Origin of the sequence: Bacillus sp. AFS073361 (genome assembly GCF_002567005.1) — a bacterium.
Taxonomy (GTDB): domain Bacteria; phylum Bacillota; class Bacilli; order Bacillales; family Cytobacillaceae; genus Neobacillus.
In genome coordinates, this window is the sequence record NZ_NUZU01000046.1 from 1 (window position 1) to 14,894 (window position 14,894).

16 protein-coding genes and 1 pseudogene are annotated in these 14,894 nt (G+C 34.9%); 7 read left to right on the top strand and 10 right to left on the bottom strand.

The window, feature by feature from the left end; genetic code table 11:
- Positions 1-52: 52 nt before the first annotated feature.
- Both COJ96_RS23960 and COJ96_RS23965 read right to left on the bottom strand, forming a co-directional pair.
- Positions 53-385, bottom strand: coding sequence for a hypothetical protein (locus COJ96_RS23960; RefSeq protein WP_098576321.1), 333 nt, complete (start codon positions 383-385; stop codon positions 53-55).
- Positions 386-490: 105 nt separating this feature from the next.
- Positions 491-694 carry a hypothetical protein gene (locus tag COJ96_RS23965; RefSeq protein WP_180230234.1) on the bottom strand — a complete coding sequence of 68 codons (204 nt, stop codon included), beginning with the start codon at positions 692-694 and terminating at the stop codon, positions 491-493.
- A gap of 580 nt (positions 695-1,274) precedes the next feature.
- Here COJ96_RS23965 and COJ96_RS23970 point away from each other — a divergent pair.
- The 4 genes and pseudogenes from COJ96_RS23970 (at position 1,275) to COJ96_RS23985 (ending at position 3,345) form a co-directional block, all read left to right on the top strand.
- The gene (locus COJ96_RS23970; RefSeq protein WP_098576323.1) at positions 1,275-1,481 is read left to right on the top strand and encodes a DUF1657 domain-containing protein; all 207 of its coding nucleotides are present in this window, start codon (positions 1,275-1,277) and stop codon (positions 1,479-1,481) included.
- A 73-nt stretch (positions 1,482-1,554) separates the two neighbouring features.
- Positions 1,555-2,028 (top strand): YhcN/YlaJ family sporulation lipoprotein, encoded by a 474-nt coding sequence (locus COJ96_RS23975; RefSeq protein WP_098576324.1) that lies wholly within the window; start codon positions 1,555-1,557, stop codon positions 2,026-2,028.
- Between the two features lie 20 nt (positions 2,029-2,048).
- Positions 2,049-2,471, top strand: a complete 423-nt coding sequence (spoVAC, locus tag COJ96_RS23980; RefSeq protein ID WP_098576325.1) for a stage V sporulation protein AC — start codon at positions 2,049-2,051, stop codon at positions 2,469-2,471.
- A 14-nt stretch (positions 2,472-2,485) separates the two neighbouring features.
- A pseudogene (locus COJ96_RS23985) lies at positions 2,486-3,345 on the top strand (DUF421 domain-containing protein).
- A 401-nt stretch (positions 3,346-3,746) separates the two neighbouring features.
- On the opposite strand, the gene COJ96_RS23990 reads toward COJ96_RS23985, so the two are convergent.
- The gene (locus COJ96_RS23990) at positions 3,747-4,076 is read right to left on the bottom strand and encodes a hypothetical protein (protein ID WP_098576326.1); all 330 of its coding nucleotides are present in this window, start codon (positions 4,074-4,076) and stop codon (positions 3,747-3,749) included.
- 472 nt (positions 4,077-4,548) lie between these two features.
- Between COJ96_RS23990 and COJ96_RS23995 the strand changes: the two genes are divergently transcribed.
- The gene (locus COJ96_RS23995) at positions 4,549-4,992 is read left to right on the top strand and encodes a cell wall hydrolase (RefSeq protein ID WP_098576327.1); all 444 of its coding nucleotides are present in this window, start codon (positions 4,549-4,551) and stop codon (positions 4,990-4,992) included.
- 387 nt (positions 4,993-5,379) lie between these two features.
- Here the strand turns inward: COJ96_RS23995 and COJ96_RS29405 are convergent, their stop codons facing one another.
- The 3 genes from COJ96_RS29405 to COJ96_RS24015 all read right to left on the bottom strand — a co-directional run bounded on the left by COJ96_RS29405 (position 5,380) and on the right by COJ96_RS24015 (position 9,610).
- On the bottom strand, positions 5,380-5,514 hold the full coding sequence (locus tag COJ96_RS29405; protein ID WP_257148620.1) for a hypothetical protein: 135 nt from the start codon (positions 5,512-5,514) through the stop codon (positions 5,380-5,382).
- A gap of 654 nt (positions 5,515-6,168) precedes the next feature.
- On the bottom strand, positions 6,169-6,429 hold the full coding sequence (locus COJ96_RS24010) for a hypothetical protein (RefSeq protein ID WP_098576328.1): 261 nt from the start codon (positions 6,427-6,429) through the stop codon (positions 6,169-6,171).
- A gap of 88 nt (positions 6,430-6,517) precedes the next feature.
- Positions 6,518-9,610 carry an EAL domain-containing protein gene (locus COJ96_RS24015; RefSeq protein WP_180230236.1) on the bottom strand — a complete coding sequence of 1,031 codons (3,093 nt, stop codon included), beginning with the start codon at positions 9,608-9,610 and terminating at the stop codon, positions 6,518-6,520.
- A 273-nt stretch (positions 9,611-9,883) separates the two neighbouring features.
- Here COJ96_RS24015 and COJ96_RS24020 point away from each other — a divergent pair, with 273 nt between their 5' ends.
- On the top strand, positions 9,884-10,090 hold the full coding sequence (locus COJ96_RS24020) for a DUF1657 domain-containing protein (RefSeq protein WP_098576330.1): 207 nt from the start codon (positions 9,884-9,886) through the stop codon (positions 10,088-10,090).
- A 219-nt stretch (positions 10,091-10,309) separates the two neighbouring features.
- Here the strand turns inward: COJ96_RS24020 and bla are convergent, their stop codons facing one another.
- The 3 genes from bla to COJ96_RS24035 all read right to left on the bottom strand — a co-directional run bounded on the left by bla (position 10,310) and on the right by COJ96_RS24035 (position 13,725).
- Positions 10,310-11,203, bottom strand: a complete 894-nt coding sequence (gene bla / locus COJ96_RS24025; RefSeq protein ID WP_373561744.1) for a class A beta-lactamase — start codon at positions 11,201-11,203, stop codon at positions 10,310-10,312.
- Between the two features lie 333 nt (positions 11,204-11,536).
- Positions 11,537-13,339: a BlaR1 family beta-lactam sensor/signal transducer gene (locus COJ96_RS24030; protein ID WP_098576331.1), complete on the bottom strand. Its 1,803-nt coding sequence runs from the start codon at positions 13,337-13,339 to the stop codon at positions 11,537-11,539.
- Positions 13,339-13,725, bottom strand: coding sequence for a BlaI/MecI/CopY family transcriptional regulator (locus tag COJ96_RS24035; RefSeq protein ID WP_098576332.1), 387 nt, complete (start codon positions 13,723-13,725; stop codon positions 13,339-13,341). Before COJ96_RS24035 ends, COJ96_RS24030 begins: the two co-directional genes overlap by 1 nt.
- Before the next feature lie 106 nt (positions 13,726-13,831).
- On the opposite strand from COJ96_RS24035, the gene COJ96_RS28880 reads away from it, so the two are divergent.
- On the top strand, positions 13,832-13,978 hold the full coding sequence (locus COJ96_RS28880; RefSeq protein ID WP_180230235.1) for a hypothetical protein: 147 nt from the start codon (positions 13,832-13,834) through the stop codon (positions 13,976-13,978).
- A gap of 122 nt (positions 13,979-14,100) precedes the next feature.
- Here the strand turns inward: COJ96_RS28880 and COJ96_RS24045 are convergent, their stop codons facing one another.
- On the bottom strand, positions 14,101-14,829 hold the full coding sequence (locus COJ96_RS24045) for a UTRA domain-containing protein (protein ID WP_098576333.1): 729 nt from the start codon (positions 14,827-14,829) through the stop codon (positions 14,101-14,103).
- Positions 14,830-14,894: the final 65 nt, after the last annotated feature.

Below are 14,894 nucleotides of genomic sequence, written 5' to 3' on the forward strand. Positions count from 1 at the left end.
TGCCTTTTGTCTACAATCTGGAACACCGTTTGAGAACAAACGGTGTTTTAACTTATTCATCAATATTATCTGGGTCTTTTACATCTTTAGGATCTTCAACTGGTTCTTCTGTATCAGTGTTTATTTTGTTATCATCAATATTATCTAGATCTGCTGCGTCTTTAGGATCTTCAATTGGTTCTTCTGTATCAATGTTTACATTATTTTCATCAATATTATCTGGATCTACTGCGTCTTTAGGATCTTCAATTGGTTCTTCTGTCCCTGGACTTACATCCACTTCAGGTGGTGGTGGATTTTTATCCTCATCTCCATTATTACACCCCAATAACAGGAACATAGAAAGAAACACTGTTGGTACTAGTCTTAACCACTTAAGATTCATTTTTACCGCCCTTTCCATTTTGATTTTCTAAATTATTTTCTTCGTTTATTCTTTTATTATTCAGATAGTCTAAAAGGAAATTTGATGAAATACAGCAATAAAATTCTAAATAAAACGGTCTGTCACGGTAGGTATACCTAATAATCTTACTCCCCCGTTCGGTTTCGGGACTTCGACTCGACGGACCGGATTCGGTTGATAGGTTCCATTCATTAAAGAATCCGTAGTTAAGGCATCGTTTAGAAAACCTCTATCGTTCATTTGCGGCGTCAAATGCATTTTCTTCATCGGAAGTAGATTCCAGCACATATCCTCCCTTTGGTTTCACCATAGGCATTAAATACTACCCACTTATACGGAGCAGGTGGGGAGTATTTGTCGCTTAACTAAATATTAATTTATCCTATTCCAGATTCTGTCTAGATCCAAGGCAACATATACTTTATCACCATTAATTTCCTTATGAATGATAGGATTGGAAAAATACTGATTTATATTTCTATTAAATTGTTTATACCTTGCTCGTGGTTTTGGTCCTAAAATAGTTTCAAGATAGTCCTTATGCATACTCCGTCTACCTCATTTTTATTATTTATTGAAAAATACAAACTGCTTCAATACTCCATTTCAAAATAAAAAAGCATACCAGTCCATGCTTCTCAAAAGGAAAATTCCCCTCGAATTGTAAAATAATTGTGCTTTAATCAGTTTTTAAAGGTTCAACTGTCCAATTTACACTACCTCCATCCCTTGATTTGCCAAGAGTATTATTTCCTAAAATTTAATAAATATATAATTCAAATTTTAAAACCTTTGTATGAATAAATATCTCAATCCTCATACATTCTAAGAAAGGTTCCAAACAAAAAAACTATAGGAGGTGATATTCATGACAGTTATTAATGACGTTAAGACAGCTCTAGCGGGATTAAAAAGTGCACAGGCTAGCTTTGAAACTTTTGCTCTCAGTACAGATAATCAACAAGCAAAGCAACTTTACCAAGATGCCGCTAACCAAACTCAATCCGTTGTAGACAGTATTGAGCCACGTGTTCAAGAAATTGAACAAGAAGAACCTCAATACAAACAACAATAATAAATAAGGTTAAAAAAGGTTGGTTGAGTATTCGCCAGCCTTTTAATAATGGATAAAAATCAGAGGTGATTTCATGAAAGATAACATAACAAAATTGAAAATTTTTCTCTTGATTTTTACAGTTATTGGATTTGGATCGGGTTGTAATAGTACTCAAAATCAGTTGGTTGAGGATAATGATCATTTGAGTATTTCACAAGTACATACCAGCAAGCCAATCAACCAATCTGTCGCTAATCATACAAAAGAAAAGATTGTCATGAAGGAAGGAATTTCTGATGTAAAGGCAGTCAATACGGATAAATACCTTTTAGTAGGGATAAAGGTTGACAATTTTGATCGTTTTCAATTAAAGAAAATTAAAAAGGAAGTACAATCTGACATAGAAAAAATGTATCCAAATCATCAAGTCACCGTTTCGACTGACCAAAAAATGTATTGGGAACTTGATAAACTAGAACAAAGATTAAAAAAAGATAACACGACGATGAAAAAATTAAAAAAGGATATTAATAAAATCAAAAGTCTAATGAAGGAACAAACGTAAAGAGGATAGGGGGTGTACCGATGTCAAATAATCAAAAGAAACAGTTATCACCTGTTCAACAGGAATATCAAGATATTCAAAAACAACGAGAAATAAAAAGGCCAGTAGTTAAAAATTGCTTCAAAGCATTTTTAATAGGGGGACTTATCTGTCTAATTGGTCAAGTTATTCAAAATTTATATATATATTATTTTGATTTTACAGACCAAACGGCTGGAAATCCAACAGTGGGAACGTTAATTTTTATTGCAATGCTTCTTACAGGTTTCGGAGTGTATGATCGAATTGCACAATTTGGAGGAGCTGGAACAGCAGTACCTGTTACAGGGTTTGGGAATGCCATTATATCAGCAGCCATTGAACATCGAACCGAAGGATATGTGTTAGGTGTTGGTGGCAATATGTTTAAATTAGCCGGTTCCGTGGAGTATAAAGGATTTTAAGGGAGGGTCTACTAATGCCTCTTTGGCTGAATGTTGTTTCTCGAGTTATTTTGTTTATGATTGTTCTGTTTTTTATCACAAAACTTCTAGGCAAAAAGCAACTATCCCAACTTTCCTTCTTCGAATATGTAACAGGTATTACAATAGGAGGAATTGCAGCAGTCGTGATCCTTGAAGTAAAACATAGTATCATTATAGGAGGATTAGCCATTCTAATTATGGCAGCTATACATATATAGGTGGTCTTATTGCTTTAAAAAGTAAAAAATTCCGTGATTTTATAGAAGGGAAACCAACTATCTTTATTAAAGATGGAAAAATTATGGAAGATAACTTAAAAAAGGAAAGATACACAACAGATGAATTACTAGAATTACTCCGAAAAAAGGATGTTTACCAGGTTTCTGATGTAGAATTCGCGATATTAGAAGCAACCGGTGATTTATCCGTCATGTTGAAAAAGGAAAATCAACCTTTAACAGCAAAGGATGTAAACGTATCGGTTGCATCAATCAAGGAGCCTCAAAACGTGATTATGGATGGCGAAATATTGGATGAACCACTTTCGACAATTGGACGAAATCGAGCTTGGTTACATATCGAATTGGAAAAGCTGGGGGTAACGATTGAAAATGTTTTTCTTGGACAGGTAAATTCTTATGGGGAGTTAACGGTTGATCTTTTTGATGATAAATTACAAGTGGCATCTCCTCAAGAAAGACCTTTAATTTTTTCGACCCTGAAAAAATGTCAAGCGGATTTAGAAATGTTTGCCCTTGGAACAGAAGTAAAGGAGGCTAAGGAAATGTTTACTAAAAATAGTAAAAAATTACAGGAAGCCATTGATAAAGTATTTCCAATTTTAAAAGGATAATACATTTAATTGAGGATAAAAAAATAAAGCCCTTAGTTCCAATTTTGGACTAAGGGAGAACTTTCTTTACGATTTTAGTTAAATCAATTTTTATTTATATTGTGTTTAATGGAGCCGTGAAAATTTTAGGGAAATCGGCAATTGCAAAGCCTATCCCTCCAGGTAAACAAATGCTTTCTAGGATTGATTGTTTCTTCTATACTCATTGATTGGTTAGCGCCTTTAAGAAATCAATTTTCGCTCCCTAGATATGGGGTGTGTTCATATTCTACTTAGATTTCCTTTCCTGGTCCTAATAGCTGTTCTTGGTAGTGCTAAGAAATTTTTGTGAAATTCCTGTTTGGGTATTTCTAAATTACAAGCCATTTGGATAAGTTCAATTATCAAGTTCTTCTAATGTGTCATTTTTCCTGACCTAGTATTTCAATGTTAGAGGATAACTCACCTATCTTCCTCACATCAGATTCATCATCTTCTTTACAAGGTTGTGATTCTCTATATAACAGTTTATACTGATTATATAGATTTTGAGCTTTCTGATAGTGATCAAAGTCTTCTTTTAAATCTGCCACTAATTTTCCTTTTAATTCGTTGTATGATTCTTCCCATTCCTCTAAACTTTTTAGATCAAATTGTTTTGAAAACCTCGGTTTCATTCTTTCCCAATCGGAATAAGTATCATTGCACCAATCTAATAACTTTTCAAGATATTGTTTTTGTTCTTTTTCCATTAATATCCCTCACTTAGTTAAATTTATATTTATTATTCTTTCAACATATAAAGAAAGCATTTTAGGCAGTATCTCCGATTAAGACGAGACCAATCGTTTAGAACCACAAAGCTGACTTTTCCAGGAATAATACTCAAAACAAATGGACATCTCTATGTTTTCCTTCAAAAAACAACTCCCCATGATAATTTGATCTTCATGAAGACCTTTAGCCTATACTACGTAAAACTTTTGTCCTAGGTGTAGGTGTTTTCGTTAAAATTTATTTATTTGGGCTAAATTACCAAAAGTAACATTTGCGTGGAAACAACATACATGTAGGTAGAGCCACTCTTTTTATAACAAACAGGCAAGATATTAATTCTGATAATAAAAAAAACCCTTGAATCCAACAAGGGTTTCTCGTGATTTATTAGATAAACAATAACATGAATGGAGGCTTTTTTTCATATTATATTTTTGGGGTGATAAAATGCCAAGAGTAAATTATAGAAGTCATGAAGTAGACGAAATGGCAAGGATGATGAGAGCAGAGGCCGAAGGTGAAGGAAAACAAGGGATGTTATATGTTGGAAATGTTATAGTGAATCGTGCAGTAGCAGACTGTTTAGACTTCAAACAAGTAAGATCGATTCATGATGTAATATTTCAAGTTCAAGGAGGAAATTTTTCTTTTGAAGCAGTTCAAAAAGGAAATGTTTTTTATCAAAGATCAAGAACATCTGAAAGAAGATTAGCAACCCAAAATTTGAATTATTGGAGAGATTTCCCGGCGAAATATGCACTATGGTATTTTAATCCAACGGCGCCTGCGTGTCCTCCTACATGGTACGATCAACCTTTTGCTGGTCAATTTAAAGAACATTGTTTTTATGAACCAAAACCTGGAACATGTGATAGTGTTTATAGAGGTTAAGCTTGAACTTTGTGTAAGATTTTTACATATTTAGGATATTTACACAAGATTAAATAAAACTTTTAGTAATATTATTGACAAGTGACACTATTTGGTAATACTAAATACTGGTGGTAAGTAATACTGAATATCAGTAACAAAAATACCTGATTTACAGAGTACTAAAAAAATATAATTTTATATATAGAGAGCACAGTTGTCCTGTGTAACTATCAACGCCAGTGTCTATAACAGCAATAATAATATGTTCATCCCCTTTTGTGATATCCCAGCCTGCTTCTGCTTGATTGGCCGATAAGTTCCATTGGTATTGTTCTCAAATTTCTTATTATCATCCTCGAATTTTGATACATAAAGAACACCGTTTGAGAACAAACGGTGTTTAACCTATTCATCAATATTATCTGGATCTGCTGCGTCTTTAGGATCTTCAATTGGTTCTTCTGTATCAATGTTTACATTATTTTCATCAATTTTTATTCTACTGGTAATATTCATTACCCGAGCCAAAATCTTTTCCAATATAGTGGTGACATGCTGCTTACGGATCTAAATCTATCCCAATTTAGGAATTTATTCTTAAACAATGACAAAAGCACAAGAGACGGGATAGGTAAACGCATACTCTTTATAGCAAAAAGAAATGAGGATGTTTTTATGAATACAGAAGTACAGGTTATGCCACAGCAAGCTGATAAAATAAATAAAGAGGAACGAATTATTAGGAGACCGTTTTTTGTAAGACCATTTTTTTGGCGACCTCCTTTTTTCTTTCGACCGCCATTATTTTGGAGACCGCCATTATTTTGGAGACCCTATTTTGGGAACCCCTTCCTAGCAGGATTACTCGGTGGAGTATTAGGCGGTTTATTGGTCAGTACATTAGTTGGACCTTATAGATATGTTTACTGGTATCCATATCCTCCAAACCCCTATTACCCCCCATACTTTATTTATTAATCATTTATGCAAAATTAAAGGCATTCTCTAAGTGAGACAGTTTCAATAGTCTTTGATCTTCAGCAAATGGGCGCTTTCCTATGGGAAGCGTTTTTCTGTTTATTTAATGGGGGAATCTGTGATTAAAATCTTTAGTCTAACAAGCTGCACAACAATCTGTTCAATCTGTTCAATCTGCTCAAGCAAACTTAAATATTCTTCCTTGATTGCACTGCCTTATTTTCCTGCTTGATTCATTGCCTTATGAATCATTTCTATCACAAAGGGATCTCGATTTTCCAAATCTTGTAATGTTGCAGATCCATTCATTAAACTTTCGCAAATCTTATTTATATCTTCTTGAACTGATACAGGAACTAGGTTCCAGGTCATCATTTTTTGAAGTTCATTAGCTACTTTTGTTTCTTGATTCAAGAAAAACACAGCCTTTCCGAAGTTATTGAATTTAGTGTTGATTTTTAAATGTTTTTTATTCAATAGGGTGGAAATTCTTCTGGCTAGGATGGTGAAGAAATTTACTTACTGTCAGGGGCTTTAACATAATATAAATCGAATAGGCACCTTTCTATTGTGATGTATTTATCGGTAACCTTACTTCAACCGTGGTACCATGGCTTTCCTTACTTTTTACTATTATGCTCCCATTATGATGCCGAACAATTTTATAACATAACATCAAACCCAGACCAGTGCCTTTTTCTTTATTGCTGTAGTACGGTTCACCTAATCGTTTAATACGTTCTTTATTTATACCAATTCCATTATCAATAATTTTCATTAAGAGATTTCCATCTTCTACAGAACCCTCAATTTTCACATATCCTCCATTAGGAATTGCTTCAATGCTATTTTTTATAATATTAACGAAAACTTGTTTAATTTGGTTCCTATCGCACAAAACTTGTGGAAGATTTGGTTGAAATTCTTGAGAAATCTCTACGTTTCTTAAATTTGCTTCGGAATTAAGTAATATAGTAACGTCATTAAAAATAGTTGGAATATTAACCTTTTCCAACTGAATCTCCTCTGGTTTTGCAAGAGTTAAAAATTCTTTTAGAATTCCCTCAATCTGATCAAATTCTTTAAAAATGATTTCAAAATATTCTTTGTTATTGCTTCCTTGCTCAAGAAGCTTAATAAACCCCTTTATTGAAGTTAGAGGGTTTCTAACCTCATGGGCCACTCCTGCTGCAAGTTGACCAACAATAGATAGTTTTTCAGCTTTTGAGAGCTGTTCTTCTGTGATCCTTTTTTCGGTAATATCTCTTCCAACCACAATAAAGTATTCTGGTTCTCCATTTTTCCCAAGTACCGGAGTACCAACACCTTCAAATAAGACGGAATTTCCACTGCCTGTCAAAAAATGAGCTTCCATCCTAGCTGGTGTTTTCGTGTCTATTACTTGTTGAAACTCCATTATTACGCTTTGTTTGTCTTCGGGATGTATTAAATCAAATGAACTTTCACCTACAAATGATTTTAAAGGGTCACCGATTATTTTTGCTAAGGATGGTGATGAATATAATATTTTTCCATGGATGTCCAATAACATGATTACGTCGGTCATATTATCAGCAATAAGGCGATATTTACACTCACTCTCTTTTAAAGCTTGCTCTGCTTTTTTTCGTGCAGTAATATCAATACAGGACCCAATAACTTCAACTACTTCTCCTCCCTTTTTTAATGGGCGTAAATGGGCTAAATAACAAATTCCATTTAACTCGTCCTCATAAGTAACAAATTCTTCTCCATCCCATGATCTATTGTAGAAAGAAGTTTTTTCGATAGCACTTTGTTGAGGCAGAAACTCCTCTAAACTTTTGCCAATAACTTGAGAAGGAATCATTCCAAATCGGTAGAGTAATTCCCCATCGCAGAGTGTATGAATAAATCGATTATTAATTTTTTTAAACTTGAAAATCATACCTTGTTGTAATCGAACAGTATCTTGTAACTCTCTTTTAGCTTTTTCATAAAATTCTTTCATCCACAAATTTTCTTTTAGATCCCCAGGGATCCCTTGATCTTCAACAATTTGTTCCATTCCAAAACGTTTTTGTTCTAATTCATTAGCTAATAACGGCTTACTTAAGAAATAACCTTGCCCTTCGTCGCATAAATGGTGCTGCAGAAAAACAAGTTGCTCCTTTGTTTCAATTCCTTCTGCAACTACTTTCAAATTCAAATTATGTGCCATTGAAATGATTGTTTTAATAATTGTTTCATCGTTAGGATTGTTGTGAAGTTTTCTAACAAATGATTGGTCAATCTTTAAGGTGTCTACAGGGAAGTATTTTAAATAGCTAAGAGAACTGAATCCAGCTCCAAAATCATCAATACTTATTTGAATACCAATCTTTTTTAGTTGCTGTAACATTAAAATTGTACTGTCAATATCAGCAGTGATGCTTTCCGTAAGTTCAACTTCTAAAAAATGTGGTTCAAGTCCTGTTTTTTGAAGAATCGTTTCGATTGTATCAATTAAATTTGATTGATTAAATTGAATCGCTGACAAATTAACAGAAACAACTGTATTAAATCCTTGTTCTTGCCATAATTTGTTTTGTTTACAAGCAGCATTCAAAGCCCATTCACCTATTGGTATAATTAATCCTGTTTCTTCAGCTATTGGAATAAATGTCCGAGGTGAAACTAATCCCCACTCTGGATGTTCCCAACGGATTAACGCTTCTACACCTACTATTTTCCCTGTTTTTAAATTTATTTTAGGTTGATAGTGGAGGAATAACTGATCTCGATCTATAGCTTTATAAAGCTCCACTTCCAGCTTTAATGGGTCAATACTTCCTTCTCCCTCATTAAAGGAGTAAAACTTGAAATTAATTCCTCTTGATTTTTTAGCTCTATTCATAGCGAATGCTGCATTTTTCATTAGTAATTCTACACTTTGTCCATCCTTTGGATACTGACTTACGCCAATACTTAATGACGTTTTTAGTTCAAAACCATTTATTAAAAATGGACTAGAGACCGATTCCATTACTTGATCAATAATAGAAGATATCTCCTTTTCATTTCGGTATTCGAAAGTGACAATAAACTCATTTCCAGAATAACGAGCAATAAAACCGAAAGTGTCTACAATCCTTTTTAGACGTTCTGCAGTGTGTTTTATTAATTGGTCGCCTGTTTCATGACCAAATGTATCATTTACTTTTTCTATTTTGTTCATGGATATAAATACGACTGCAATAGACACATCGAGAGATTGTAACTTATCATTTAAGTATTGATAGAAAAAATATCTGTTGGGTACATCTGTTAAAACATCATAATTAGCTAGATAGTTCATTTTTTGATACTCTTGTTTTTGCTCAGTAATATCTCTAAAAAATACGGACAAACCTTCAGCAGATGGGAAAGCCCTTATTTCATACCATCTATTGTTAAAATACTCTTTAAATTCTACCGTAATTTGTTTTAATAAAGCCCTTTTGTATCGGTTTACAAAATTCTGTATATCACTGTGTGGTAATACATTATATATATATTGTCCAATCGCCTTTTCACGGTTAATTTGTAAGAGACTTTCGGTTACATTATTTATGTATTCAAATTTTAAATCTTTATCTAACGAGTAAAAAGCATCGGAAATTCTTTCCAAGATAATCTCAGTATTTCTTGTCTTGCTCAAAATCCTAAACTCCTTTCCATTAGAGTATTGATTATTCATCCCCAACATAACATAGTTACCATTAAATTTCCCGCTAGGTTAGCTCCATAAGAAAAAAAGCCACCAAGTGGCTCCAACTAACCCATCAATTGATATGATTGTTTTAAAAGAATAAATTCAAAAACTACTAAAATGTAATTTGCTACATTCATACTTAATTTTTTTACATAAGTTAATAATGATTTCCACATACTACTTTTGAAATTTAAAATCATACGAAAGAAGGATTTACCAATGACAGTTGGAAAACAAGTTCAACAAGCACTTGCAGGTTTAAAAAGTGCACAAGCTAGCTTTGAAGGCTTCGCCCTAGCAACCGATAACCAAAATGCCAAGCAGCTTTATCAACAGGCAGCACAACAAACACAACAGGTTCTTGATAGTCTTGAACCACGTCTTCAAGAAATTCAAAGTGAAGAACCTCAGTACAAACAGCAATAAATTGTAAACGTTTTTCTTAAATATGCTTTTTCTAGATAAATATCTACACGACTAATTATTTACAGCCGTTGCCTAAATGTTATCCATTCCTATTATTATATAGAAAAAAATATCAGTCAGCACATACTAAATTTTTCTAATGATTGTATATGTTGACTGAATGATATGCCTGTTCACTGATGCAATTGAGAATTGTGATGAGTAAATTTATTTATCTGTTCACTTCAGAGCGTTAAGGGCTACCTTGGCGGCTTCTGCGATAAGCGCATTGTCATAGGTGGCATTCTGTGTATCGCGCTTGGATAGAACTGCAATGATAATGGGAGCTCTATTCGGCGGCCAAACAACAGCAATGTCATTCCGCGTTCCATAGCTACCTGCCCCGCTCTTATCACCGACTTCCCAGCCTGTTGGTGCACCAGCACGGATCAATGCATCCCCAGTGGTATTTCCCCACATCCAATCTGTCAGGATTGTACGTTTTTCAGCAGGGAGCAAGTCACTGACAGCGAAGGCCTTGAGGCTGGCAGCAAGTGCTTTTGGTGTGCTTGTGTCACGTGTATCTCCAGGAACAGCTGAGTTCAAATCCGTCTCGTAGCGATCAACTTGGGTAATGTTATCGCCAATCTGCCTCAGTGCTGTTTCAAATCCCTCAGGACCTCCCAGTTTCTTTAATAAAAGGTTCCCTGCGGTGTTGTCGCTATATCGAACAGCTGCCTCAATCACTTCCCGAAGAGTCATCCCGGTATCTACGTGAAGCTGTGTAACAGGTGAATATGAAACGATGTCCTCGCTGTTGTATGTGACTAACTCGTCTAGTTGATCTATTGAGTAATGCTGCAGCAATGCACCTGCTGCTAAAACTTTGTATGTAGATGCGTAAGCGAACCGCTCCTGAGGCCGATAGGAGACGGTACGATTTGTACCTGTATCAATAGCGTAGACCCCGAGCCGGGCGTCAAATTTGCTCTCGAGTTCTGCAAACTCACGGTGTATATGGGGTACTGATGTTTTCTTGACTGCCTTTCCGTGCTGATCAGAAAGGTTATGGGTGGTCATTGACCAACCGGCGAGGGGTACAATGGCAGCCACTAGCACAAGCAGGGCCAATATAAAATTATTAATGCTGTAAATATCATGTGTTTTCCTCAAGATCTTAACCTCTTTTCTCCAATTTGATTACATGCGTAATATTAGATAACGCACATAATACTACGTATGTAGTATTTAATTACGTATGTAATACTACACGTGTAATAAAAAGATGTCAATATCATTTTGTAGTTGGCCCCGTTTGGCATCCGGTACGTTTCCCGGTAGGTTTCTGCTTCAAAATACATCAGCCCTTTCATACTGGGAAGTTTGTGTACAAGGTAGCTATAAATATTACAACTGTAGTATTTGGTACCAGAAAGTCCCAAAAAGGAAGGGTAATCCTTTCTGGGGTTAATTATAATATATCTTTTTATGATGCAGGATCTGCTTGGCAATCTCCGCTGCCTTACTTCCTTGAGCTTGACCATCCTTATTTTGAATATTAACGGCAAAATAAAAACGATCATCACCTTTATCGACAAAGCCAATAAACCAGCCATTTACATTCTTTCCATTAATCATACCGGTTCCCGTTTTACCATACAACCGCCCATTCTTTTGCACATCTATTAAAATTGCCTTTTTTACCGCTTTGATATTTTCCCCTTTAAAACCCCATTGATTTTCTTCTAATTGGTATAATAATTGGACTTGTTCAATAGGTGATATTTTTAAGGAAGATTCCATCCAGTAACTATCCAAATTCCCTGAAAGATCCTCATTTCCGTATTTTATCTTGTGAAAATAATCTTGCAGCGGCTTCCTCCCTACCTCTCGATCGGTATTCTGGAAATACCAATTCACGGAACGGCTTAAGGCAGTGGCTAAATTTTGATTTTGATTCCATTCTGGATAAGGATAAATCTTCCCATCCCAAACCTGTTTATTGTTATTCGTGGAAATCACATTGGATTCCAATGCAAATAAGGCAGAATATATTTTATAGGTGCTATCAGGAGAATTTCTCTGTTCACTCATCTCTCGATTATAAATTTGATATTGGTTTTTAGAGGGATCATATAAAACAAAGCTGCCCTTGTAGCCCTTAAAATAGGAGCTTAGATCTTCATAGACTGCATTCTTCCCGCTAACCTGATACACATCATCTGGGCTGGCAATGACGGTGGTAATCGGAGCAAGGAATAGCACAACAATTCCTAAAACAGAACAGATGACCTTGCTTTTCCATTTCAATACTAGAGAATCACTAGAGAAGCTTGCAATGCACTGGATTCTTTGTTTGATTTGTTTTTTTGTCCCACCTATACCTGGAGCAAGCTGTTCAAGGGTACGATCATATTTTTTATCTGCAAAACGAATGATGGTATGCCCATATTCGATATATCCACTCTCATCCAAGAGATTTAAAACGGATGCATCACAGGCCAATTCCCGATCCATTCGAATCCTTTTTAAGGCATACCAGACGAACGGGTTAAACCAATAAATAATACGAAACATCCACATGACGTAATTCACGAACAAATCTTTGCTTTTATGATGGTGCAGCTCGTGCAAAAACACGTATTTTAATTCATTTAACGAGAATGCTTCTCGTGTTTTGCTTGGTAAAAAAATAAAGGGCTGAAAAATCCCGAACGTGATCGGCGAGGAAATAAGAGAGGTCTCCCGCAACCTTATGTTTCTTTTCACCCCAACCATCTCTTTACACGCTTCTAATAGTTTAATTAGCTTTTGGTTATGAACAACTGCAGCCGACTTTTTAATTTGATAGAGTTGATAGTTTGAATAAACAGCAGCCCCAACAAAAAGAACCACTCCAATGATCCAAACTGTAAAAAATGTATGGTAGACGAAATCGGGCGTTGACTTATTTACCGATACCGTGAAATCATGTAATAAATCGCTGTTTGGCGCCTGAGAGGCATCCATTCCATTAATCCTTTCACTCTTCGATGGCGTTTCTCTATGGAAAAAAAGTAAGCTTTTAAAAAAGCGAGTTCCTTCTCTAAGGCGAAAATAATTCCAAGGTAAAAAGGCAGCAAGGATTGGAATGCAAAGAAAATACCAAATATGATAATGTGCTTTCACTGTCATATGATTGTTTAATAGCTTTTTGATTAACAGAATTATGAAAATAAGGAGGGATACCACGATTGTACTTACTAAAATCCGCAGCAGCATGGTATCCATTATTTTTCCCCTTTCTTATCTCTCATGGATAATATTTTCTTTAATTCCGAAATATCGTCATTCGATAACTTATCATTTTCAATAAAATTTAATATCATGGAATTTAACGTGCCGCCGAAAAACTGCTGCAGAAAGGATTTACTTTTTTGCTCAACATATTCGTGCTTTTCAACCAGTGAAGTATAAATAAACACGCGGCCATCTTTTCTTGCGTGCAAAGCCTTTTTCTTAACTAGGCGCGCCAGCATGGTGTGAATGGTATTTGGCTTCCAATCACTCTTATTCGATAATTTCTCCACTACCTCAGGAGTCGAAATCGGCTCATAGTTCCATATAACCTTCATCACTTCATATTCTGCTTCTGATATTTGTGGAATCTCCTTCATGATAACCCTCCTACTTTTACAACTGTAGTATTTATTATAGCAAGACGGTTCAAATACATAAAGAATATTCGTCCACTCACTAAAAAACGCAAGGAGATATCTAAAGGTGACTTTAAAACACAACGAGAAGCACAGGCAGCTTGGACACACGGATATTAATACGACAATGAATATCTATGCTCATATAACCTCTAAAATGGAAGAAAAGGCCTCCCAACAGTTTAGCAAACTGATGAAAGACCTTCTCCTATAGTTAGCTTTTTAGTCATGGGCTGCCCTGTTTTTTATAAAACGAGAACAAGAAAAGCATTATATCATTTTATACAAAATGAAACAATCCACTCTAGGAATAAATGGATAATTCACAACAATTAATTAGTGTTTTTTAATCCTTTGCGCTTGATCAAAGAAAACAAACGAATCCGGTTTATGGCGTGATTGAGTGAACTCAAACATGATTCCCTTAGCATTAAATGTATAGTTGTTGATTACCGCTACACAATTATAACCATTCAACCCAATGTACTTCTCATCATTTACATTGGCTTTTTCAACTGTCATAAATCGTTTGGTAGTTACGATGTTTTCGCCGAGTTCATTTTCTATATATTCATATATTGAGCCCTTGGCTATCTCTTCCGTTAGATGCTTTACAACATCTCTCCTAAAATAGTTATGATCAATGATTAATACTTTTTCGTCCAGCAGCCTTAGTCGCTGGATATAATAGATTTCTGTTCCTTCAGGAATGGATGTCATTTTATTTATTTCTTTATCTACTATCAATTCTTGAAAACAAACGACCTTTGTTCCATACACTTTCTTGTTCCTGATAGAAGATTCCTTGAAGGTCTCTACCCCTCCAAGTATATATTCAGCTTGTTGATATGGATCATAAATAACACGTACACCCTTGCCATGGAGACTTTGTACATATCCCTCTGAAACAAGGTTTGCTATCGCCCTGCGGATTGTGTTCCGAGAGCATTCATATTGTTCGACCAACGTATACTCTGAAGGTAATAAATCCTGATAAGCATAAACTTTATTTTCAATTTTATCCTTCAGATCTCTATAGATTTTATCGTATTTTGTTCTTGTCATTCTTCACGCACCTAATTATTCAATTTTATCCATCTCATTTTATCATAAAGGTTATTACTAGAAAA